Origin of the sequence: Occultella kanbiaonis (assembly GCF_009708215.1) — a bacterium.
Classification (GTDB): domain Bacteria; phylum Actinomycetota; class Actinomycetes; order Actinomycetales; family Beutenbergiaceae; genus Occultella; species Occultella kanbiaonis.
Genome location: NZ_CP046175.1, coordinates 4305459 through 4328654, shown reverse-complemented (window position 1 = coordinate 4328654; position 23196 = coordinate 4305459). Strand labels below are relative to the sequence as shown.

Annotated in this window: 18 protein-coding genes and 1 tRNA gene; 10 read left to right on the top strand and 9 right to left on the bottom strand. The window is 71.7% G+C overall.

Annotation, left to right across the window (positions count from 1 at the left end):
* Positions 1-41: 41 nt before the first annotated feature.
* On the bottom strand, positions 42-668 hold the full coding sequence (locus GKS42_RS19905) for a TetR/AcrR family transcriptional regulator (RefSeq protein WP_154795402.1): 627 nt from the start codon (positions 666-668) through the stop codon (positions 42-44).
* 143 nt (positions 669-811) lie between these two features.
* Between GKS42_RS19905 and GKS42_RS19900 the strand changes: the two genes are divergently transcribed.
* Entirely contained in the window at positions 812-3025 is a 2214-nt protein-coding gene (locus GKS42_RS19900) for an MMPL family transporter (protein ID WP_232847763.1), read from the top strand.
* Positions 3026-3037: 12 nt separating this feature from the next.
* Here the strand turns inward: GKS42_RS19900 and GKS42_RS19895 are convergent, their stop codons facing one another.
* On the bottom strand, positions 3038-3328 hold the full coding sequence (locus GKS42_RS19895; protein ID WP_154795400.1) for a DUF1905 domain-containing protein: 291 nt from the start codon (positions 3326-3328) through the stop codon (positions 3038-3040).
* A gap of 75 nt (positions 3329-3403) precedes the next feature.
* Here GKS42_RS19895 and GKS42_RS19890 point away from each other — a divergent pair, with 75 nt between their 5' ends.
* Positions 3404-4465, top strand: coding sequence for a sigma-70 family RNA polymerase sigma factor (locus GKS42_RS19890; RefSeq protein WP_232847762.1), 1062 nt, complete (start codon positions 3404-3406; stop codon positions 4463-4465).
* A gap of 150 nt (positions 4466-4615) precedes the next feature.
* Here the strand turns inward: GKS42_RS19890 and GKS42_RS19885 are convergent, their stop codons facing one another.
* The 5 genes from GKS42_RS19885 to GKS42_RS19865 form a co-directional block, all read right to left on the bottom strand.
* Entirely contained in the window at positions 4616-6400 is a 1785-nt protein-coding gene (locus tag GKS42_RS19885; protein ID WP_154795399.1) for an ABC-F family ATP-binding cassette domain-containing protein, read from the bottom strand.
* Between the two features lie 175 nt (positions 6401-6575).
* Entirely contained in the window at positions 6576-7070 is a 495-nt protein-coding gene (locus GKS42_RS19880; RefSeq protein WP_154795398.1) for a MarR family winged helix-turn-helix transcriptional regulator, read from the bottom strand.
* An 89-nt stretch (positions 7071-7159) separates the two neighbouring features.
* Positions 7160-8344, bottom strand: a complete 1185-nt coding sequence (locus GKS42_RS19875) for an ABC transporter permease (protein ID WP_154795397.1) — start codon at positions 8342-8344, stop codon at positions 7160-7162.
* Complete coding sequence (locus GKS42_RS19870) at positions 8341-9273, bottom strand: ABC transporter ATP-binding protein (RefSeq protein WP_154795396.1); 933 nt, start codon at positions 9271-9273, stop codon at positions 8341-8343. Before GKS42_RS19870 ends, GKS42_RS19875 begins: the two co-directional genes overlap by 4 nt.
* Before the next feature lie 92 nt (positions 9274-9365).
* Positions 9366-9986, bottom strand: coding sequence for a TetR/AcrR family transcriptional regulator (locus GKS42_RS19865; protein ID WP_154796857.1), 621 nt, complete (start codon positions 9984-9986; stop codon positions 9366-9368).
* Between the two features lie 141 nt (positions 9987-10127).
* Here GKS42_RS19865 and GKS42_RS19860 point away from each other — a divergent pair.
* From GKS42_RS19860 to GKS42_RS19830, 7 genes are all read left to right on the top strand, one after another.
* Positions 10128-10199, top strand: a tRNA-Gln gene (locus GKS42_RS19860).
* Between the two features lie 58 nt (positions 10200-10257).
* A complete protein-coding gene (gene glmU / locus GKS42_RS19855; protein WP_154795395.1) occupies positions 10258-11811 on the top strand; it encodes a bifunctional UDP-N-acetylglucosamine diphosphorylase/glucosamine-1-phosphate N-acetyltransferase GlmU in 1554 nt (517 codons plus the stop codon).
* 42 nt (positions 11812-11853) lie between these two features.
* Positions 11854-12831, top strand: a complete 978-nt coding sequence (locus GKS42_RS19850) for a ribose-phosphate diphosphokinase (RefSeq protein ID WP_154795394.1) — start codon at positions 11854-11856, stop codon at positions 12829-12831.
* Between the two features lie 19 nt (positions 12832-12850).
* A complete protein-coding gene (locus tag GKS42_RS19845) occupies positions 12851-13492 on the top strand; it encodes an SIMPL domain-containing protein (protein ID WP_154795393.1) in 642 nt (213 codons plus the stop codon).
* Between the two features lie 231 nt (positions 13493-13723).
* On the top strand, positions 13724-14377 hold the full coding sequence (locus GKS42_RS19840; RefSeq protein WP_154795392.1) for a 50S ribosomal protein L25/general stress protein Ctc: 654 nt from the start codon (positions 13724-13726) through the stop codon (positions 14375-14377).
* Between the two features lie 16 nt (positions 14378-14393).
* Positions 14394-14990, top strand: a complete 597-nt coding sequence (gene pth, locus GKS42_RS19835; protein ID WP_154795391.1) for an aminoacyl-tRNA hydrolase — start codon at positions 14394-14396, stop codon at positions 14988-14990.
* Positions 14991-15037: 47 nt separating this feature from the next.
* Positions 15038-16993: a hypothetical protein gene (locus GKS42_RS19830; RefSeq protein ID WP_154795390.1), complete on the top strand. Its 1956-nt coding sequence runs from the start codon at positions 15038-15040 to the stop codon at positions 16991-16993.
* 265 nt (positions 16994-17258) lie between these two features.
* Here GKS42_RS19830 and GKS42_RS19825 read toward each other — a convergent pair whose 3' ends face one another.
* Positions 17259-18374, bottom strand: coding sequence for an LCP family protein (locus GKS42_RS19825; RefSeq protein WP_154795389.1), 1116 nt, complete (start codon positions 18372-18374; stop codon positions 17259-17261).
* A gap of 177 nt (positions 18375-18551) precedes the next feature.
* On the opposite strand from GKS42_RS19825, the gene mfd reads away from it, so the two are divergent.
* Positions 18552-22262: a transcription-repair coupling factor gene (gene mfd, locus GKS42_RS19820; RefSeq protein ID WP_154795388.1), complete on the top strand. Its 3711-nt coding sequence runs from the start codon at positions 18552-18554 to the stop codon at positions 22260-22262.
* A gap of 412 nt (positions 22263-22674) precedes the next feature.
* Here the strand turns inward: mfd and GKS42_RS19815 are convergent, their stop codons facing one another.
* The gene (locus GKS42_RS19815; RefSeq protein ID WP_154795387.1) at positions 22675-23157 is read right to left on the bottom strand and encodes a nitroreductase family deazaflavin-dependent oxidoreductase; all 483 of its coding nucleotides are present in this window, start codon (positions 23155-23157) and stop codon (positions 22675-22677) included.
* Positions 23158-23196: the final 39 nt, after the last annotated feature.

The following is a 23196-nucleotide window of genomic DNA, read 5'->3' as shown; positions in this document are numbered from 1 at the left end:
CCAGCTCGGTCAGGGGATGGCGTTCGGGTGCGTCAGGCCACCTACGCGCGCAGGTAGGCGACGAGGACCGCGCGGAGCTCCGCGGTCAGGGCGTCGCGTTCCGGCTCTCCCGCCTCGGTGATCAGCGGGGTCATGGCGCGCACCAATTGAATGGCGACGGTCGCGGTGCGCGCGACGTCATGCTTGGTGCGATCCGGCATCAGGAGCGCGATGAGGTCTGCCACGCGGTGATGGATCGTCGCCTGGATGGGGGCGACCGCGTCGCGGAGCCCGGCGGGCATGTCCGTCCTGGCGAAGAGCGCCTTGAAGCCGGGGTGGGCCAGGTTGAAGGCCACGAGCGGTCCGAGCACGGCATCGACGGCGCCCTCGACGCTTGCGCCGTCGATGCTCTCGATCGTGAACGTTCCTGCCCGCAGGGCGGTGAGCTGGGTGGCGTAGTGATCGGCCAGGGCGCGGGCGATGTCGTCCTTGTTCTTGAAGAACTGGTACAGCGAGCCCGGTGAGATGCCGGCCCGTTTCGCGATCGCGTTGGTGGTGGTCGCGTCATAGCCCTGCTCGCCGAAGACGGCCGCGGCAGCGTGCAGGATCTCCTCGATCCGCTGTTGACCGCGGGCCTGCCGCCGCGGCTGCGCGGACGTGCCCCCGGTGACCGTGCTCTCGTCCACCATGAACCCCCGCCTCCCGAAGCCTGGACAAACACGAGCAGTTACTCGTATTGTCAAACGCGAGCATCTGCTCGCACAACCTTAGCAGGGGTGGGCCGCGGCATCGCCGTCGGGTGCGCCACCCGGAGACCACTGGAGATGACCCCGTGACCGACGCACCGCCGTCCGACACCGCCCTCGAACGACTCGGCGAGGCCACCTATCGACGCCGCTGGCCGGTGCTCATCGGGGCGCTCCTCGTGCTCGCCGGACTCGTCGCCGTCGCCGCCGGCGCCCTGTCGTCGTTCGTGCTGAACCGCTGGGAGGCGGCCGGGAGCGAGTCCGTCGCCGCGCAGGACGTGCTGCGGGAGGAGTTCGCCACCGGCAACGCCAACCTGATCCTCCTCATCACGGCCGTTGACGGCGACGTCGACGATGCAGCCGTCGTGCAGTCCGCGAACGCCGTCGCCGACGAGCTGGCCGGCGAGGGCGCCGTCGGGGACGTGTGGTCCTACTGGTCGCTGGGCGGCGACGTGACGCTGCGCAGCGACGACGGCGCGTCCGCGCTGGTGCTCGCCCACGTCACCGGCGACGCCACCGAGGCCCGCGCGGCCATCGCCGAGTACATCCCGGACTACACCCGCGAGGACGCAACGGTCACCGTCCAGGTGGCGGGCTCGGAGGCGGCCTCGACGCAGATCAGCGCCCGGGCCACGCAGGACTTCGTACGGGCGGAACTGATCATCATCCCGCTCATGCTCGTCCTGCTCGTGTTCATCTACCGACGCGTGAGCTCGGCACTGCTCACGCTCGGTGTCGGCCTGTTCTCGGTGATCGCGACGCTGGCCGGGCTGCGGGCGCTCACCGCGGCGGTGGAGATCGCGAGTTTCGCCTCCAACATCGTACTCGTCATGGGAATCGGGCTCGGGGTGGACTACAGCCTGTTCGTGATCTCCCGGTTCCGCGAGGCCCTCGGCAGGGGTGCGACCGTCCGCCTGGCCCTACGGGAGACGCTCAACACGGCGGGACGCACGGTCGTCTTCAGCGGACTGACCGTGGCCGCCTCGGTCGCGGTGCTGCTCGCCCTGCCGTTCCCGTTCCTGCGCTCCTTCGCCTACGCCGGGGTGCTCACCGTCATCACGGCCGCCGTCGGTGCGCTCGTCATCCTCCCGGCCGCGCTCGCGGTCCTGGGCGAGCGGATGACGCGTCGGGGCATCACGGTGGCGCCGCCGAAGCCGATGGAGCAGGGCCGCTGGTACCGACTCGGTCAGCGGGTCATGCGCCGACCGGTCAGGTGGGGCGGGGTCGCCCTGCTCGCGCTGGCTGCCCTGGCTGCGCCCGCTCTCGGCGTACAGATCGGCGTCCCCGACGACCGGGTGCTCGCCCAGGGTTCCTCGGTGCGCGCCACCTACGAGCAGCTGCGCACCGACTTCCGCACCGAGGCCAACGACGCGCTCCAGGTGATCGAGACCGGTGACGCCGCACCCGCGGACGCCGAGGTGGCGGCCTATGCCACGGCGATGTCCCGGATCGCCGGGATCGCCCAGGTGAACTCCTCCGTCGGCGTCTTCGTCGACGGAGCCAGGATCGGAGACGGTGACGAACGGCTCGAGTCAGCGTCATGGCAGCGTCTCGAGGTGATTCCCGTGCGCGCGGACCTCGACGACGACGCGGACCGGATCGTCGGTGAGGTGCGCGCGCTGGAGAGCCCGTTCGAGGAGACCCTCGTGGGCGGCTACCCGGCGCAGCTCGTCGACTTCCGGGCGGCCCTGCTGGAGCGGCTTCCGCTCGTCGCTGGCCTCATCCTGCTCGTCACCTTCGTGCTGCTGTTCCTGCTCACCGGGAGCCTGCTGATCCCGCTCAAGGCCACGGTGCTGAACCTGCTCAGCATCGGGGTCATGTTCGGAGTGCTGACCGCAGTGTTCCAGAACGGCCTCCTCGCGGACGTGATCGGCTTCACGCCCGTCGGCACCCTCGATCCGGCCTTCCCGATCCTGATGTTCTGCGTCGTGTACGGGCTCTCGATGGACTACGAGGTGTTCATGGTGTCCCGGATCCGGGAGGAGTACGAACGCACGGGGGACAACGACCGTGCCGTGCTCGCCGGCCTGCAGCGCAGCGCCCCGCTGATCACCGCCGCGGCGCTCACCCTCGCGGTCTCGTTCGGCGTCTACGCGACCGGGTCGGTCATGTACCTGCAGATGATCGGGATCGGTGTCGCCGTTGCTATCGTCATCGACGCGACCGTCATCCGCGGCATTCTCGTCCCGGCCCTGATGCGCCTCGCCGGCGAGGCCAACTGGTGGGCGCCGACGTTCCTCACGCCGGTCTTCCGCCGGTTCGGGCTCCGCGAGGAGGAGCCGGCATCCGCGACACTCTGAGCCCGGCGCGTCTCAGGTCAGTCGACGTCGCAGGTGGATGGTGACGGTGTCACCGATGTCCTTGCCGAGCTGCTTGCGGAGTCTGGCGCTGACCGAGAGCATGTGTCCGCCGGTTCCGGTCACCATCAGGCCGGCGTTCGCCAGTGGGATGTCGTCCACGGTGGCATCGACACGGACGGCCTTCCCGGTCCCGAGGAGTTCGGCTGAGCCGGGCACCTCGACGCAGGACCAGGTGTCGCCCTTGACGTCGACGCCGATCGGCGCGGTGAACGTGTGGTCGAGTGGCCTTGGTTCGGTCGTCATGCTGGCTCCCTCAGAGCGATCGGAGAACGTGCGGGTATCAGATAGGACCGTCGCGAGGGTGGGAGAATCGTCGCTGTGAGCGAAAGTTCCTCGGCACACCTCGCCCCGGTGCCCTCGCTCGGTCGCGCCGAGGCCGACCTGGCCCTGGCCCTGGCCCGCGACGGTGACGACCGGGCGTTCGCTCGCCTGGTCGCCCCGTACCGGCGGGAGCTGCACGCGCACTGCTACCGGATGCTCGGCTCGGTCCACGACGCCGAGGACGCGCTCCAGGAGGCCCTCGTACGCGCCTGGCGGGGCCTGGCCCGCTTCGAGGGTCGAAGTTCGCTGCGATCCTGGCTCTACACCGTCGCCACTCGGGTCTGCCTGGACGCGGCAGCGTCCCGCGCCCGGCGAGCGCTGCCGATGGACCTCGGCCCCGCAAGCACGCAGACGGTGCTCGACTCGACCCCACGCTCCGATGTCGCGTGGTTGACACCGTATCCGGATGCTGGTGCCACCGGCGGCGCCATGGAGCCGCAGGCGCGCTACGACCAGCGAGAGGCGGTCGAGCTGGCCTTCGTCGCTGCCCTGCAGCACCTCCCCGGCAACCAGCGTGCGGCCCTGCTGCTGTTCGACGTCCTCGGGTTCTCCGCCGCCGAGATCGCCGGCATGATGGACACCTCGACCGCCTCGGTGAACTCCGCCCTGGCGCGAGCCCGCCGCGTGATCACCGAGAGGACGTCCGACCGGGGCGACCGGGCCACCCGGCCCACGGCTGACGACGCGAGGGCACGGCGGATCGCCGCCCGCTTCGCCACCGCCCTCGAGCACGGCGACATCGACGCGTTCGTCGCCCTGCTCACCGAGGATGTCACCTGGTCGATGCCGCCCGCGCCGCACTGGTACCAGGGCATCGACGCGGTCACCGAGTTCGCCGTCGAGGTCCCCATGACACGGTGTCCGAGCTGGCGCACCCGGATCATCGGCGCCAACGGGCAGGCAGCCGTCGCGTGCTACGTCGGCCAGGACACGACCAGCCCTCACGAGGCCTGGTCGATCACCGTGCTCACCCTCCGTGGGGACCGGATCGCGGCGATCACCTCGTTCCTCGACAGCGGTCAGTTCGCCCTCTTCCACCTGCCCACCTCGGTGCCCTGACCTCGAGGGCCACGCCCCTCGATGCGCATCCCGAGCAGTCGGTCAGGCTCGGAGCAGGGCGAGGACGAGGCGGTCGATGATCCACGCGTCAGCGCGGCCGCCTGCGCGGGGCAGGCCCCGTCGAGCGGTCCGGAGCCGGTCACGGCACGCTCAGCCGCCGAGCTCGGACAGCTCGAACCACCGTTCCTCCAGCGCCGCGTTCTCCGACTCGGCCTCGCGCAGCTCGTCGTTCAGCCGCCCGATGCCTTCGTAGTCGCCCTGATCGTGCGCGGCCATGCGCTCGTGGATACCAGCGATGCGCGCGCCCAGCCGTTCGAGCTTGCGTTCCGTCGCGGTGAGCTCCTTGCGCGCTGCGCGCTCCTCGGCGCCGGACAGTCGCGTCGCGGCCGCTTCTGGCGTGGGGCTCTGCTTGGCGCCGGACGGCGCGGCAGCCTGAGCCTGGCGCAGCCGCAGGTACTCGTCCACCCCGCCGGGCAGGTGCCGCAGCCCGCCGTCGATGATCGCGTACTGCTGGTCGGTGATCCGCTCCAGCAGGTACCGGTCGTGGGAGACCACGATGAGCGTCCCGGGCCAGGAGTCCAGCACGTCCTCCATGGCCGCGAGCATGTCCGTGTCGACGTCGTTGGTGGGCTCGTCGAGCACCAGCACGTTCGGCTCCGAGAGCAGGATCAGCAGGAACTGCAGGCGCCGCTTCTGGCCACCGGACAGCTCGCCGACGCGGGCGGACAGGTGCTCGCGGGCGAAACCGAGGCGCTCCAGCAGCTGGGCCGGAGTCATCTCCTTGCCGTCCACCACGTAGGTGGTCCGCGTCCGAGCGAGCACGTCGCGGACCCGGTCCCCGCCGATCTCCGCGAGCTCGGTGAACTGCTGGTCGAGCATCGCCAGCTGCACGGTCTTGCCGCGCTTGACCCGGCCCGAGTCGGGCTGCAGGGTGCCGGCGATGACGGCCAGCAGGGTCGACTTGCCGGCGCCGTTCGCGCCGAGGATCGCCGTGCGTTCACCCGGGCCGATCCGCCACTCGATGTCGCGCAGCACCGGCGTGTCGCCGTAGGACACGGACACGTCGAGCAGGTCGACGACGTCCTTGCCGAGGCGGGCGGTCGCCAACCGGGACAGTGCCACCCGGTCGCGGATCGGAGGCACGTCCTCGATCAGCTGGTTGGCGGCATCGATACGGAACTTCGGCTTCGACGTCCGCGCCGGCGGGCCGCGGCGCAGCCAGGCCAGTTCCTTGCGCATCAGGTTCTGCCGCTTGCTCTCGACGGCGGCCGCCTGCCGGTCCCGCTCGACCCGCTGGAGCACGTACGCCGCGTAGCCGCCCTCGAACGGTTCCACGACCCGGTCGTGAACCTCCCACGTGGCGGTCGCCACCTCGTCCAGGAACCAGCGGTCGTGGGTGACCACCAGCAGCCCGCCGGCGTTCGGCGCCCACCGCGTGCGCAGGTGCCCGGCCAGCCAGGTGATGCCCTCGACGTCGAGGTGGTTGGTCGGCTCGTCGAGCGCGACGATGTCCCAGTCGCCGACGAGCAGCGCGGCCAGCGCGACCCGGCGCCGCTGCCCACCGCTCAGCGAGCCCACCGTCGCGTCCCACCCGATGTCCGAGACCAGGCCCGCGATGACGTCCCGCACCCGGGCGTCGCCGGCCCACTCGTGCTCCGGCCGCGTCCCGACGATCGACGCGCCGACGGTCCGCGCGGGGTCGAGCGTGTCGCCCTGGTCGAGCACCGCCATCCGCACGCCGCCGCGCCGGGTGACCCGGCCGCCGTCGGGCTGGATCCTTCCGGCGAGCATGCCGAGCAGGCTCGACTTGCCGTCGCCGTTGCGGCCGACGATCCCGATCCGATCGCCCTCGTCGATCCCGGCGGTCACCGAGTCGAACACGACCCGAGTCGGATATTCGAGGTGGAGGGCCTCGGCCCCCAGAAGATGCGCCATCAGAACCAAGGGTAGACGCGGCCGAGCCCGTCGCCGAACGCGCGGTCTGCCCCGGTCCGACGCGGCCTGGAACGTGGCAACCGCGCGGTCGGCGCCCCGGGGCCGGCGGGGTGGGTCGATGCCCGACGGCGAGGGTGCAGCCGGGGCGCCGGCGGCACCGCTCGTAGGGCGTGCGTCAGCTCTCGAACGGCGTGAGCAGGGTGCGCAGGGTCGCTGCGAGCTCGGCGCTCTCGTCCGGGCGCAGCCGCTCGAGCAGCGCCGCCTCGCGCGCGAGCAGGTCGGTCATGGCCGCGTCGACGATCTCCTGACCGCGCTGCGTCAGCCGGACCAGCACCACGCGGCGGTCCCCGGGCCCGGAGTGCCGCAGCACGAGGCCGTGGTCGACGAGCCGGTCGATCCGGTTCGTCATGGTTCCGGAGGAGACGAGGGTCTGGGTGAGCAGGGTGCCGGGGGTGAGTTCGTAGGGGGCGCCGGCGCGACGCAGCGCCGACAGCACGTCGAACTCCCAGACCTCGAGCCCGTGCTCGGCGAACGCGGCCCGGCGGGCCAGGTCGAGGTGCCGGGACAGCCGGGAGACCCGGGAGAACACCCGCAACGGGTCCACGTCGAGGTCGGGGCGCTCACGCTCCCACGCCTCGACGATCCGATCGACCTCGTCATGTCCGGTCATGCCCAGAGATTACTCGACATCGAGAGACTTCCCGGGCATGCCGAACCGAGGAGCCCCACGCAACCGGGCTCGCCTGAGCGGCAAGCGGCTCAGCGGGCCAACGCGTCCTTGAGCCTCATCCGGCCACCGGTGTTCAGGACGGCCCGGGAGTAGACCCGGCCCGCGAGCCACACCAGCAGCGGAACGAAGGCGATGCAGAGCGCGATCGAGAGCGCGAGCTCCCAGACCTCGACCGAGTCGAACGCCTGCCGTACCGGCATCATGAACGGCGCGAAGAACGGCACCTGCGACAGGATCCGCACCACCGGCGAGTCCGGGAGGCTCGGGACCAGGTAGATGGCGAGGTAGAACGGTGCCATCATCCCGAAGATCATCGGGGTGGTGACCGCACCGATGTCCTCCTGCCGGGACACCAGGGCCGCGAACCCGCCGAACAGCACCGCGTACAGGGCGAAGCCGAGGAAGAACCAGACCAGCATCCAGACGAACGCGGTGCCGAGGTTGAGGTCCACGCCGTCGAGCAGACCGGTGGCCGCGGCCGCGATGGCCGCGGCACCACCGAACACCACCAGTTGCACGAGGCCGACGATCCCGATGCCGAGCACCTTGCCGCCCATCAGCTGGGCCGGCCGGATCGTGGCGAGCAGGATCTCCACGACCCGGCTCACCTTCTCCTCCACCACGCCCATCGCGATCAGCGAACCGCTCTGCAGGAGCGTGAACAGCAGCAGCGAGCAGGTGACGATGGCCACGATGAACGCGTACGGGTCGAACTCCGACTCGTCGGTGGACAGCGACTCGACGGCCGGCGCGGCGGCGGCGACGTCGGCGCCGATCTGGGCCGGATCCCCGCCCAGGTCGCTGATCGCGCTCGACATGACGTACTGCTGCGCCGCGGTCGTCAGCGCGGTCAGCAGTTCCGGGGCGGGGGAGTCCTCGACCAGCAGCACCGGGGTCTGCGGGTCGCCGGACACGAACGCGGAGAGGTCGCCGGCCTCGATCGCGGTGGTGGCGTCGCCTGAGGTGGTCTCGGTGAGTTCGATCGGGTAGCCGGCGGCCTCCGCGGCTGCGACGAGCCCCGGCCCCAGCTCCGCCGTCTCGGCCGCGATGCCCACCTGCTCGGCCTCGGAGCCGGCGTCGTTGTCTCCGATGATCTTGACGGCGACCACCCCGGCGACGATCAGCACCAGCACGACGAGGGTGGAGATGATGGTCGCCTTGGCGAACAGACGGGTACGGACCTCGCGGGCGGCGACCTGCCAGACGACGTTCACGCGGCCTTCTCCTCGGTGGCGGCGGCCTCGTCCGCGGAGACGACGTGCCGGAACAGGTCGGTCAGGGTGGGGCGCACCTGTGTGAACTCCCGCACCGGGGACTGGGCCAGCGCCGCCCGCAGGATCGCCTGCTCGGCCCCCGCCTCGGCGGAGGTCAGCTCGAGGACCGTTGCTGCGCCGTCGACCTCCAGCACCGTGGTGTCGGGTATCGCATCCGCCCATCCGGGCGGGGCGTCCGGGGCCACCACCCGCCAGCGTGAGAAGTCGGTGGTGCGCAGCTCGTCGATGGTGCCCAGCGCGACCATCTCGCCGCCGCGGACGATGCCGACCCGGTCGCAGAGCCGCTCGACGAGGTCGAGCTGGTGCGAGGAGAACACGGTGGGGACCCCGGCGGCGGCGCGCTCATGGAGCACGCCGCTCATGACGTCCACGGCGACCGGGTCAAGGCCGGAGAACGGCTCGTCGAGGACCAGCACCTGCGGATCGTGCACGAGCGCGGCAGCCAGCTGCACCCGCTGCTGGTTCCCGAGCGAGAGCTTCTGCACCTCGTCGCCACGGCGAGCGGCCACCCCGAGCACCTCGGTCCAATGGTCGACGGCGGTGCGTGCGTCCGCGGCGGACATCCCGTGCAGCCGGGCCAGGTAGGTGAGCTGCTCGGCCACCTTCATCTTCGGGTACAGCCCGCGCTCCTCCGGCATGTAGCCGACCCGGCGGCGCATCTGGAGATCGAGCGGGCGCCCGTCCCAGCGCACCTCGCCGGAGTCCGGGCGAAGTACGCCGAGGGCGATCCGCATCGTCGTGGTCTTCCCGGCACCGTTCGAGCCGACGAAGCCGAAGATCTCACCGGACTCCACCGAGAAGGTCATGTCCTTCAGCGCTCGCAGCGTTCCGTAACTCTTGTTCAGGTGGTCGATCTCAAGGGTTGCCACGGGGCCGGGTCCTCCGGTGGGTGCAGTGGGGTCGGTTCCGACGCTAGCGCACCCGGGAAAGGTGTGCCTAAGTCCTCGGACACCAGGCGTGGTCAGCCGCCCTGGCGTCGCCGGACCGCGGCCGGGGTCAGCTTCGGCTCCACCTCGAGGGCGCGCAGGCCGTTCCAGGCGAGGTTCACCAGGTGCGCGGCCACCACCTGCTTCTCCGGCGATCGGGCCTCCAGCCACCACTGCCCGGTCAGCGCGATCATGCCCACCAGCATCTGCGCGTACATCGGGGCGTTCGCCGGGTCGAAGCCCTGCCGGCGGAACTGGTCCGCCAGGACCGACTCCACCTGGGTCGCAACGTCCCCGATCAGCGAGGAGAACGTCCCGGTGGCCTGCGCCACGGGGGAGTCCCGCACCAGGATCCGGAACCCGTCGGTGTTCGTCTCGATGTAGTCGAGGAGCGCAAGGGCGGTGGCCTCCACGGTGACCCGCGGGTGGCCGCCCCGCTTCAACGGTCCGATCAGCGCCGTGAGCAGGGTCTGCACCTCACGGTCGACGATGACGGCGTACACGCCCTCCTTGCCGCCGAAGTGCTCGTAGACCACCGGCTTCGAGACCTGCGCCCGGGCCGCGATCTCCTCGACGCTGGTGCCCTCGAAGCCGCGCTCGGCGAACAACGACCGGGAAACCACGAGGAGTTGCTCGCGACGCTCGCTGCCCGTCATCCGGGGGCGGCTGGGGCGTCGCGGGGTGTCGGCCATGAGTCCATCATGCCGTGCGGCCCACGGGCGTGATGGAGCACTTCCGGAAGTTTGGCAGACTGGTCCCCGGTCTTCGCCCGCGGTTCCTCGCCGGTGCAGGCCCGTTCCGCCCTGGTGTAATGGCAGCACGCCGGCCTTTGGTGCCGTGCAGTCCGGGTTCGAATCCTGGGGGCGGAGCCGCCACCGGCGTGCGACCGCGGCGTGCCGGACCCCTTGCCGCGGCTACAGTGGGCGGGTGAGTCTGAAGCGTCCCGCCGCCGTCCTGGTACTCGCCGCGGGCCAGGGCACCCGGATGAAATCCGGCGTCCCGAAGGTGCTGCACAGCATCGGTGGACGATCCCTCGTGGGCCACGCTATCGCCAGTTCCCGGGGCCTGGATCCCGAACACCTCGTCGTCGTGGTGCGCCACGAACGTGACCTGGTCGCCGCCCATGTGCAGGAGTTCGACCCCGGGGCGCTGATCGCCGACCAGGACGAGATCCCGGGCACCGGCCGCGCGGCGCAGTGCGCGTTGGAGGTTGCCGACGCGGCAGCGCAGAGCCGCACGGTCGCGGACTCCGTCGGCCCGCCGCCGCTGGGCGGCGCGGGTGAGGGCCTGGTCGGGCCGGTCGTCATCGTCGCCGGTGACGTGCCGCTGCTGGACACCGGGACGCTGGCCGCGCTCCTCGAGGCCCACGTCGAGGACGGCAACGCCGTGACCGTGCTCACCACGGTCGTGCCCGACCCGACCGGCTACGGACGGATCGTTCGCGAGGACGGCACGGGCGACGTCGTCGGGATCGTGGAACAGAAGGACACGACGCCCGAGCAGGCGGAGATCGACGAGATCAACAGTGCCGTCTACGTCATGGACGCCGCCGTGCTCCGCAACGCGCTCGGCCGGCTCGGCCGGGACAACGCCCAGGGTGAGGTGTATCTGACCGACGTGATCGCCGTCGCCCGCGAGGACGGCCAGCACGTGCGGGCCGTGATCGCCGAGGACTCGCTGCTCGTCGAGGGCGTCAACGACCGGGTCCAGCTCGCCACGCTCGGCGCCGAGCTGAACCGCCGGATCCTCACCGAGTGGATGCGCGCCGGGGTCACCGTGGTGGACCCGGCGAGCACCTGGGTGGACGTCGACGTCGAGCTCTCCCCGGACGTCACACTGCTGCCGGGCACCCAGTTGCACGGGTCCACGCAGATCGGCGTCGGCTCCACGATCGGCCCGGACACGACACTGCGGGACGTGCAGGTCGGTGCGAACGCGAGCGTGGTCCGCACGCACGGGTCCGAGTCCCAGATCGGCGACGGTGCCAGCGTGGGCCCGTTCGCCTACCTGCGCCCCGGTGCGATCCTCGGCGCGGAGGGCAAGATCGGCACGTTCGTCGAGGTGAAGAACTCCGAGATCGGGGAGCGCTCGAAGGTGCCGCACCTGTCCTACATCGGGGACGCCACGATCGGCCACGACTCGAACGTCGGCGCCGCGAGCGTCACCGTGAACTACGACGGCGTGCGCAAGCACCGCACGGTGATCGGCTCGCACGCCCGCACCGGCGCGGACAACATGTTCGTGGCGCCCGTCACCGTGGGCGACGGCGCCTACTCCGGCGCCGGCACCGTGGTGCGGCGGGACGTCCCGCCGGGCGCGCTCGCCGTCAGCCAGGGGTCGCAGCGCAACATCGAGGGCTGGGTGACCAGCCGCCGGCCGGGCACACCCGCGGCGGAGGCCGCCACCGCTGCCGCCGACCCGGCGACCGAGGCGCTCTCCGCGCAGGCCCGCGCCGAGCGCGAGCGCGGCGCCACCTCCTGAGAGTCCGTCATTCCCCCCACGAGGCGCGAGGAGCCACGATCGATGACAGGTATCACCAGCCACGGCGAGAACCGACTCGTCCTCGTCTCCGGCCGTGCGCACCCCGAGCTCGCGGCCGCGGTGGCCGACGAGCTGGGCATCGAGGTGGTCCCGACCACGGCCTACGACTTCGCCAACGGTGAGATCTACGTCCGGTTCGCCGAGAGCGTGCGCGGCGCCGACGCGTTCGTGCTGCAGTCCCACACGGCCCCGATCAACGAGTGGATCATGGAGCAGCTGCTCATGGTCGACGCGCTCAAGCGGGCCTCCGTGAAGTCGATCACCGCGGTCGTGCCGTTCTACGGATACGCCCGTCAGGACAAGAAGCACCGCGGCCGCGAGCCGATCTCCGCCCGGCTGATGGCGGACCTGTTCAAGACCGCCGGGGCCGACCGCATCATGAGCGTCGACCTGCACGCCGCGCAGACCCAGGGCTTCTTCGACGGCCCGGTCGACCACCTGTGGGCGATGCCGATCCTCACCGACTACGTCCGGACCCGCGTCGACGTCGCCAACGCCGCCGTGGTCTCGCCGGACGCCGGCCGGATCCGGGTGGCCGAGCAGTGGGCCGCCAAGCTCGGTGGCGTGCCGCTGGCGTTCGTGCACAAGACCCGCGACATCAACCGGCCGAACCAGGCCGTCGCCAACCGGGTGGTCGGCGAGGTCGCGGACCGCGACTGCGTGCTGGTCGACGACCTGATCGACACCGGCGGAACCATCGCCGAGGCCGTGAAGGTACTCACCGCCGCCGGAGCCCGCAGCGTGATCGTCGCCGCGACCCACGGGGTGCTCTCCGACCCGGCCGTGAGCCGGCTGCAGGAGAGCGGTGCGCGCGAGGTCATCATCACCGACACGCTGCCGATCCCGGTCGAGAAGCGGTTCGCGAAGCTGACCGTCCTGTCCATCGCCCCGCTGCTCGGCCGTGCGATCCGCGAGGTGTTCGACGACGGCTCGGTCACCAGCCTGTTCGACGGGGTCTGAGTCCCACTAGGCTGCGGGGATGACGACCGATGGCGGCATCGTCGTCACCGGGACCGGTGGCGTTGACGTACAGCCCGACGTGGTGCACGCCGACCTCGGCGTCACCGTGAGCGGGCCGGATCTGTCCGAGGCCCTGCCCGCGGCGGAGCAGGGCCTGGCTCGGATCCGCGACGGGCTGCTGGAGCGCGGTGTGGACCGGAGCGACCTGCGCACCACCCAGACCTCGATCTGGCATGAGGACCGCACCACGGACGCCGGAGAGCCCGCGCCCAGCCGGGTCCACGTGCGCCTGGGGCTGCGCGCCGTGCTCAGGGACGTGGCCGCCTCGGGCGGGCAGGTCCATGCCGCCCTGGCCGACGGCGGCCCGGTCGCCCGGATCGATTCGCTCACCTTCGGTATCTCCGAGCCCGCGCAGGCGCAGGCCCAGGCCCGCGCGGCGGCGTTCGCCGACGCGCGCCGCCGGGCCGAGCAGTACGCGGATCTGGCCGGTCGTGCCCTGGGTGCCGTGGTGGCCGTCCACGAGGGCGGTTCGGACGTGGTGCCGGGCCTGCCGAAGGCGCGTGCGTTCGCCGCGGCGTCGATGCCGGTCGAGGGTGGCGAGCAGACCGTGGGGGCGAGCGTCACGGTGCACTGGGACTGGGCGGACGGCGCCGGCGCCTGACCCGGGCGCCGGTACGGCGCTCAGCACTGTGACGAAGACCGGATCGACCCGGTTTCCGCCACCTCGCCTGTGCGGGTAGGATGTCCAGGTTGCCTCGGCGAGGGATGCCGGGCGGCCGCACGCGCAGCCGCCGGGTCCGTGATCGACGTGGTGGAGCGCGACCGTGAGCCGCCCGCCCGACGTCCCGCGCTGAGGCCACCCGCCGCCCCACCATCTTTGGAGAAGACACCCATGTCTGAGAGCAACGAGAACGTCCTGAAGGCCACCGTCCGGACCGAGTTCGGCAAGGGCGCCGCTCGCCGCACCCGCCGTGCGGGACGCATCCCCGCCGTCCTGTACGGCCACGGCACCGACCCGGTGCACCTGTCGCTGCCGGACCACGACACGTTCCTGGCGCTGAAGGGCAACGCGAACGCCCTGCTCACGCTGGACTTCGGGGACAACCACGAGCTGGCGCTGGTCAAGGACGTGCAGCGCGACGCGATCCGCCGCACCATCGACCACCTCGACCTGATCCTCGTCCGTCGTGGCGAGAAGGTCGTCGTCGACGTGCCCGTCGTGATCGTCGGTGAGACCGCCCCCGGCACGATCCACACCCTCGACATGCAGACCATCAGCCTGCAGGCCGAGGCCACCAACCTGCCCGAGCACGTCGAGGTCAACATCGAGGGTCTCGAGGAGGGCAGCATCATCCGCGTGGGCGAGCTCACCCTGCCGGCGGGTTCGGTGCTCGAGGTCGACCCCGAGTCCGTGGTCATCAACGTGACCGTGCCGCGCGCCTCCGCTGAGGACCTGGAGGCCGACGCCGAGGCCGAGGCCGCCGGCGAGGCTGCCGGTGCGGCGGGCGAGGCTGCGGCTCCGGCCGGAGCCGACGAGCAGGCCTGAGCCTCTCGGCACCCTCATGAGCGTCTGGTTGGTGGTGGGCCTGGGCAACCCCGGGCCCACCTATGCCGGGAACCGGCACAACGTCGGCCAGATGGTTCTCGATGTGCTCGCCCGGGACGTGCCGGGTTCCTTCACCACGCACAAGGCCGGCGCCACCGTGCTGGACGGGCGCCTTGGCACCCTGCCCGGCGGGGCCCCCGGCCCGCGTGTGGTGCTGGCCAAGCCGTCCAGCTACATGAACGTCTCCGGCAGGCCAGTCGCCGGGCTCTGCCGGTTCTACGACGTGGAACCGGACCACCTCCTGGTCATCCACGACGAGCTCGACCTGCCCGCCAGCACGCTGCGCCTCAAGCGCGGCGGGGGCGAGGGTGGCCACAACGGGCTGAAGTCCGTCTCGCAGGCCCTCGGCGACCGTGACTACCTGCGGTTGCGCGTCGGCATCGGCCGCCCGCCCGGCCGGATGGACCCGGCCGACTACGTGCTGCGGGACTTCTCCGCCGCCGAGCGCGCCGAACTCGGCGTCACTCTCGAGGAGGCGGCCGACGCCGTCCGAGACCTGCTGTCCCTCGGCCTCGAGAAGGCCCAGACGACGCTGCACACCGCGCGCGCCTGACCTCGCCCGGCCGAGGCCGGCAATCGGGGCTTGCTACCCTCCCCTGCATGGGGACGTCAGATCAGGGGCCGTGGACGAGTACGCCGTCGCACCAGCATGCCGGTCAGCAGCAGCCACCGGCTGGGCAGGGCACCTATGCGCCGCCACCGGGCCCGAACGCTCAGGCGCCACACCCGGACCCGGACCCGGACCCGCCAGCACCGCACCCGGGCCCCTACGCGCCGTCGCCGCTCGGCACCTCGGCCGAGCCGCCGGCCCGCACCGGCCTTGGCCTGCTGCTCCTCGCGCCGGCCGCCATCGCACTGCTCCTGGGGCAAGTGATCCCCACCGTCCGCCTGTTCATCGTCAGCCTCCAGGACCGTGCGCTCCTCGGTGGCGGGGGCTTCGTCGGCCTCGACAACTACGCGAAGATCCCACCCGAGTTGCTGACCGGTCTGCTGCTCGGCGCCGCCGCCGGTCTCGCGCCGGCGCTCCTCGGCTTCGGCGTCGGGCTGCTCATCGGCCGGCTCCTCGCCACGGCGACGACGCGCACGGCCGCGATCGGCCTCGGCATCCTCGGCGCCGGTCTCGTCACCATGGCGCCGTTCTCGTACGGCTTCGGCGTCGGCCGGCTCGAGCCGGGCGATGGCGGCGGGGTCGTCCTCGGCTTCCTCGCGGTCGGGCTCGGAGCCGCCCTGCTCGTCGGAGCGCTCGTGGGACGCCTCGCGGACGGACCCGGCCGCGGTCGCGCCACCGCGCTGGCGCTCGTCGGAACCGGGCTCGCCGGGATCGCCGTCGGCTGGCAGGCCTTCACGCCCTACATCGTGGGGGCCGGCCGCGAGCTGCCTGGCGCCCTGATCTATGAGGCCGCCTTCCTCTACGCGGACTCAGGGGTGGCCGGCGCGATCGCGATCGTGGTGCTGATCCCGCTCGTGCTCTTCGGGCTGCTCGGGACCGCTCTGGTGATGGGAACGCGCTACCGCATGGAACCACAGCCGCTCCCGCGCACCGATGGCTCGGCGGGCATCGTGGGAGTGGTCATCGCGGCGGTCGCGCTCGTGGGCTTGATCGTTGTCGCACTGCCCTGGCTCACCAGCCTCGGACTGCCGGACGACGAGCTCGGCGTCTCGGTGGCCGGGGTGGTCGTGACGACATGGGGCAGCGCCCTGATCAACGCGCTGGTGGGTACCGCGATCGCCGCCGCCGGTGGGTACGCCATCGGCTACCTGCGCCCGTTCGGCCGGCGAAGCGAACGGGTGCTCTGGTTCTTCGCGCCGTGGCTCTTCGTGGGACTCGGCGTCCTCGCGCCCGCCTACTTCATGATCCTGCGGGACGTGAACTGGCTGAACCGGCCGACGCTCGAGCCGCCGTTCGTCGCGATCCCGGCGCTCTTCCTGTTCACGTTCGTCTTCGCTGCGGCCCGTCGCAGCCCGGACCGGCGCGGCGCCCTGCGGATCGCCGGCGTGGCCGTGCTGGGGGTGTTCGCCATTGAGACGTGGCTGGGTCCGCAGGGCGCGCTGTGGCCGTACCTGACTTCGTTCAGCCCGGACACCCAGCACGCCGTCCTGGTGCTGTCGCAGCTGTTCTCGCAGCGGTTGTTCGACGGCGGATCCGTGCTCGGTCTGCTCACGCCGGTGCCGCTGGTGGTGCTGTTCGCAGCCGCCTTCGCGTACCTGGCCTCGCAGTTGGCGCGCGTGCGGATCGTCAGTGCGGACGCGGCGAGCCAGGGTGCGCTCGGCCCGTACGCCGCGCAGCCGGGTCCGTACGCCGCGCAGCCCGGTGCGTACGCCGCGCAGCCCGGTGCGTACGCCGCGCAGCCCGGTGCGTACGCCGCGCAGCCCGGTGCGTACCCGGTGCAGCCCGGCCCGTACGCCGCCCAGCCGGGCCCGTACCCAGCGCAGCCAGGTCCGTACCCCGCGCAGCCCGGCCCTAACGGCGCTCCGCCGAACCCGGCCGCCCCGAACTTCGGCCCGCGGCCGCCGGCCGGCCCTGCACCCGAAGGTCCATCCGCACCGACCCATTGATGCAATCGAGGTGTTCGGCACACAATCAGTCCAAGCACCACCACTCCTCGCCCGGCTGGGGGCCGCCCGGGGAGGCTACGAAGGGAGGCGTAGATGTCCGTGAACGACGAGGTTCGCATCCAGGAGGTTCGCCGATACCGCGATCAGCTGCTGATCGGCGTCAACACGAGCCCGGATCCCACCGAGACCCGGATCCTGAGCAGGCGGCTGCACGCCGTCGACACCCTGCTCGGCGACATCGAGGGACGGTGGTTCCCGCCCGTCCTCAGTTCACTGCCGAGCCGAGTATGGTCACGTCGTCCGGGTGCTCGGCCAGGTACTGCGACACCGCATCGGTGGCCACGGCGTTCATGAGGGCGTCGAAACGCGCCTGGTCGAGGACCACGATCGACTGCTGCCCGTCCGGGCTGCGGCCGGTGCCCTCCACCGGGACCGTCAGGTAGTCCATCGAGCCCGGGCGCAGGTCCCGCAGGCTGAGCGCGAGGTCGCGCATGGTCGCGACCGTGAAGCCCTCGTCGAGGGACAGGCTCGAGGAGACGGCGTCGAGCAGGCTCGTCAGCTGCATCGGGTCCGCGAGGACATCGGTGCGGAACGCCTGCGAGACCATCGCCCGCATCCAGTTCTGCTGCCGGGCCACCCGGTCGAAGTCGCCGCCGGGCAGGTCGTAGCGCTGCCTGGCGTAGGCCAGCGCCTGCTCCCCGGTGAGGGTGTGCGTCCCCGGCGCCAGGGTCACGCCGGCGTTGTCGAGACCGTTCGGCAGGTTGATCTCCACGCCGCCGAGCTCGTCGGTGAGGATCGCGAAGGACTCGAAGTCCGCGATGGCGAAGTGGTCGATGTGCACACCGGTGAGGGCCTCGACGGTCTGGATCAGCAGCGCGGGCCCGCCGAAGGAGAATGCGGCGTTGATCTTGTTCTCGCCGTGACCGGGGATCGGCACCCAGGAGTCCCGGGGGATCGACATGACCTGGGCGGACTGGCGGTCGCCGGCGATGTGGACGAGCATGATCGCGTCGGTGCGCTGCGCGCCGTAGGACCACTGACTCGGATCACCGGCGGAGATGCGGCTGTCCGACCCGAGCATGAGGATGTTCACGGCAGCCCCCGCCGGCGCCTCGGTGGCGCCCTCCGTGGCGCCGGCCCCGGCGCTGGGCCGATCGGTCAGGCCTTCGAACGGGTCGTCGATCCAGTCGATGTTCGCCGCCACCCGGTTCTGGATCACCGCGATGGTGGCGATGAGCCCGCCGAACAGCACGACGACCAGGCCGGCGGCCACGATCAGGGCGACCCGCGTGCGGCTGAGCCGCTTCCGCTTCGGACGCGGTCCGCTCTCGGGCTCGGGACGCGCGTCGGTCTCGCCGTCGACCGGTGGATCTGTGGCCATGTCTGCAACCTCGGATTCTGGCCACAACCGGCCCAGCGCTCAGGATACAAGCGACTTCCCGCGGCGGGCGTACGCTTGAGGGCGCACCTGACCCGGCCCGAGATTCGGTTCGGGCTCGACGTGTGCGGCAAACGGGAGCCAGTTCCTCTCCCGCACCGCCCTGGAAGGAAGCCTCGCGTGCCCAAGAACCTCACCGGAATCCTGCCTGCGCTGCGTGCCGACGACGGCGTGCGCGAGCTCCTGGAGTCGCTGTCCGCCCGCGGCGCGATCGACGTCTCCGCGTCCGTCGGGGTCCGTGCCCCCCTGCTCGCCGAGCTCGCCGGTCGCGGTACTCGGCCGCTGGTCGTGGTCGTGGCGACCGGGCGCGAGGGCGACGAGCTCGCCGCCGCACTGGCCGCCTACCTCGATCCCGCGGACGTGGCCGTGTTCCCGTCCTGGGAGACCCTCCCGCACGAGCGGCTCTCGCCGCGCAGCGACACCGTCGCGCGCCGCATCGCCGTGCTGCGCCGGCTCGCCCATGCGGAGCCACTCGCCCGCGGAGGGGCAGCGCCAACGCCCGACGGCGGAGCCTCCGCCGGCACGGTGCGCACCGGGGCGGGTGGCTCGACCCGCCCGATCCGGGTGCTGATCCTGCCCGTGCGTGCGGCGCTCCAGCCGGTCGTCGCCGGGCTCGGTGACCTGGAGCCGGTGGCGCTGCGCGCGGGCGACACCGCGCCGATGGAGGACGTCGTGGAGCGGCTCGTGGCCGCCGCCTACACCCGGGTGGACATGGTGGAGCGCCGCGGCGAGTTCGCTGTCCGCGGTGGCCTGCTGGACGTGTTCGCGCCCACCGAGGACCACCCGCAGCGGATCGAGTTCTGGGGCGACGACGTCGAGGAGATCCGCTGGTTCTCGGCCGCGGACCAGCGCTCGCTCGAGGTGAGCGAGGACGGCATCTGGGCGCCGCCGACCAGGGAGATCCTGCTCACCGACGCCGTGCGTGCCCGGGCCGCGGATCTCGTCGAGCGGCTGCCCGGGGCGGCCGAGATGCTCGAGAAGCTCAGCCAGGGCATCGCCGTCGACGGCATGGAGTCCCTCGCCCCGGTTCTGGTGGACCGGATGGAGCCGGTGCTGGACCTGGTTCCGGACGATTCCCTGCTGATCATCAACGACCCGGAACGGGTCCGCCGCCGCGCCCACGACCTGGTCGCGACCACGGAGGAGTTCCTCGCCGCCGCGTGGACCTCGGCCGCGGCCGGGGCGCACACCCCGCTCGACCTGTCCGAGGCCAGCTTCGCCACCATCGCCCAGGTGCGCGATGTCGCCGCGCGCCGCGGGCTCGGCTGGTGGACGTTCGGCTCGTTCGCCGGCGACGCGGAGCTCGAGGAGCTCCTCGACGAAGATGACGAGCTCGACGCCCGCACCGTCACGGTCGCCTCGCGGGACGTGGAGGGCTACCGCGGCGAGACCGAACGGGCCGTCGCGGACCTGCGCAACCTCACCGGCGCCGCCTGGCGCCTGGTGCTCGTCACCGAAGGTGCCGGGCCGGCCCGCCGCATGGTGGAGCAGCTCCTCGATGGCGACGTGCCCGCCCGGCTCGTCTCCGCCGTCGAACCGGCGCAGGGCGACGCCCGCCCGGGCGAGGCCCCCGAGCTGCCGCCGACCGGTGTCGTGCTCGTGACCACCGCGAGCGTGGGCCGCGGCTTCGTCTCGGAACCGCTCAAGCTGGCCGTGTTCACCGAGGCGGACCTCACCGGCCGGGCCGGCACGTCCACCCGGGACATGCGCCGGATGCCGTCGAAGCGACGCAATGTCGTCGACCCGCTCGCGCTGCGCCCCGGCGACTACGTGGTGCACGAGCAGCACGGTGTCGGGAAGTTCGTGGAACTGGTGCAGCGGACCATCGGGACCGGGCGCACGGCCGCCACCCGCGAGTACCTGGTGATCGAGTACGCGGCCTCCAAGCGCGGTCAGCCGGGGGACCGGCTCTACGTGCCCAGCGACGCCCTCGACCAGGTGACCAAGTACACCGGTGGGGAGTCGCCGTCGGTGAACAAGATGGGCGGCTCGGACTGGGCCAAGACGAAGGGCCGCGCCCGGAAGGCGATCAAGGAGATCGCCGGCGAGCTGATCCGGCTGTACTCGGCCCGGATGGCCACGAAGGGGCACGCGTTCGCGCCGGACACCCCGTGGCAGCGTGAGCTGGAGGACGCGTTCGCGTTCGTTGAGACCCCGGACCAGGTGGTCACCATCGACGAGGTCAAGGCGGACATGGAGAAGGCGGTCCCGATGGACCGGCTGATCAGCGGCGACGTCGGCTACGGCAAGACCGAGATCGCCGTGCGGGCCGCGTTCAAGGCGGTCCAGGACGGCAAGCAGGTGGCGGTGCTGGTCCCCACGACGTTGCTCGTGCAGCAGCACTTCGACACGTTCTCCGAGCGGTACGCCGGGTTCCCCGTGGTGGTCAAGGGCCTGTCCCGGTTCCAGAGCGACGCCGAGGCGAGGGCCATCAAGGAGGGCATCAGCGACGGCACGGTCGACGTGGTCATCGGCACGCACCGGCTGCTCACCGGCGAGGTGCGCTTCAAGGACCTCGGCCTGGTGGTCGTGGACGAGGAGCAGCGCTTCGGGGTGGAGCACAAGGAGACCCTCAAGCAGATGCGCACGAACGTGGACGTGCTCGCGATGAGCGCCACCCCGATCCCGCGGACCCTGGAGATGGCCGTCACCGGGATCCGGGAGATGTCCACCCTGGCCACCCCGCCGGAGGAGCGGCACCCGGTGCTCACGTTCGTGGGCGCCTACGCGGAGAAGCAGATCGCCGCCGCGATCCGGCGCGAGCTGCTGCGCGAGGGGCAGGTCTTCTACGTGCACAACCGGGTCGAGTCGATCGACCGGACCGCCTCGAAACTCGCCGAGCTCGTGCCCGACGCGAGGATCGCCGTCGCCCACGGGAAGATGGGCGAGCACCAGCTCGAGCAGGTCATCATGGACTTCTGGGAGAAGAGGTTCGACGTCCTCGTCTGCACCACGATCGTGGAGACCGGCCTGGACATCTCGAACGCGAACACCCTGATCGTCGAGCGTTCGGACGTGCTCGGGCTGTCCCAGCTGCACCAGCTCCGGGGCCGGGTGGGCCGTGGGCGCGAGCGCGCCTACGCCTACTTCCTGTACCCGCCGGAACGCCCGCTCACCGAGACCGCGCACGACCGGCTGCAGACCATCGCCGCGCACACCGACCTCGGCTCGGGCACCGCCATCGCCATGAAGGACCTGGAGATCCGCGGAGCCGGGAACCTGCTCGGCGGGGAGCAGTCCGGGCACATCGCAGGCGTCGGCTTCGACCTGTACGTGCGGATGGTCTCCGAGGCGGTCGCGAACTTCCGCGGCGAGGTGCCCGAGGAGCTGCCCGAGCTGAAGGTGGAGCTGCCGATCGACGCGCACCTGCCGCATACCTACATCGCGCACGAACGGCTCCGGCTGGAGGCGTACACGAAGATCGCGAAGGCCGGTGACCAGGCGGCGATCGATGCGGTCCGGGAGGAACTCGTGGACCGGTACGGCCCGGTGCCGGAGCCGGTCGAGCGGTTGTTCGCCGTCGCCGGGCTGCGGGTCAAGGCCCGTGCCGCCGGGCTCGCGGACATGACCGCGCAGGGCAAGTACATCCGGTTCGCGCCGGTCGACCTGGCCGAGTCCGCGGGGATGCGGCTGAAGCGGCTCTACCCCGGGACCATCCTCAAGCCGGCCGTGCGCACCGCCCTGGTGCCGGCCCCGACGACGTCGCGCGTCGGCGGGGCCTCACTGCGGGACGAGCAGCTGATCACCTGGGTCGGTGACCTGATCGACGCCGTGCTGGCCCCGGGTGCGACGGTCGCCGCCGCGGCGAAGGTGGCTGCTTCCTCGTCATAGCGCCACCACGAGGACAGGCGCCCCGCCGTGAGGAAGTACCTCCCGCCGTCGAGCAGAACCTGCCGCCTGAGGAAGGAATGTAGATCGTCCTTCCTCAGGCCGCGGGTACTGCGTGAGCGACCCGATCGCCCAGTTCGGCGTGGGTGACGCTGGCCGGGATGATAGGGACCAGTTCGAGGTCGTTGTCGGTCCGTCCGATCGGTGACGGCCACGTCTCGACCGAGATCTCCAGGCAACGCCGGACCTGAGCGGCCACGTCTGCGCGACCCAGGGTGACGGCGTCGGGCCCGATCGGTGCGGTGCCCGGGACCGCCACGTGGTCACCCGACGCGGACCGCTCGCGCGAACCCGATCTCGGGCTCCAGCGGCGAACCGGACGACGCGCTGCGCCGGCCTCGGACTCCCGGCGCGATCACGTCGGACCGGCTGACGCCGGCTCGAGCACCACGACGGGTGTCTCCCGCGAGCGCATCGCCGCGTACTCGTCGAGATCGCCATCGAAGAGTTCGGCGTACCGGGCCCAGAGGCGTTCGCGTTCGTGGCCCTGAGCGACGCGGCCGCGCACGGCGCGCTCCTCGCCGGGCAGGTCGACCGTGGTCTGCGGGCTCGCCTGCAGGTTCAGCCACCATGCCGGCGGCGGATCGCCCCAGCCGTTCATCGCCAGCGTGACCAGGTTCGGGCCGTCCTCGATGTACGCGAGCATGACGGCGTGCGGGTCGCCGCTGCGTCGACCGACGGTCCGCAGTCGCATCAGGCCGGCCTTGCCCGGCTTGGGTCGGGCGAGCCCGAGTCGCCCGCCGGTCCCGCGGAACACGGCTCGGTGGCCCGCCCAGAACACGCGGATGAACCACCGGGGTGGAAGCCGGGGCGGAGTGGACTGGCCAGTTCCGCTCATCGCCGGCCTCCTTCGCTCGGCCCGTCCGGTCCGACCTGA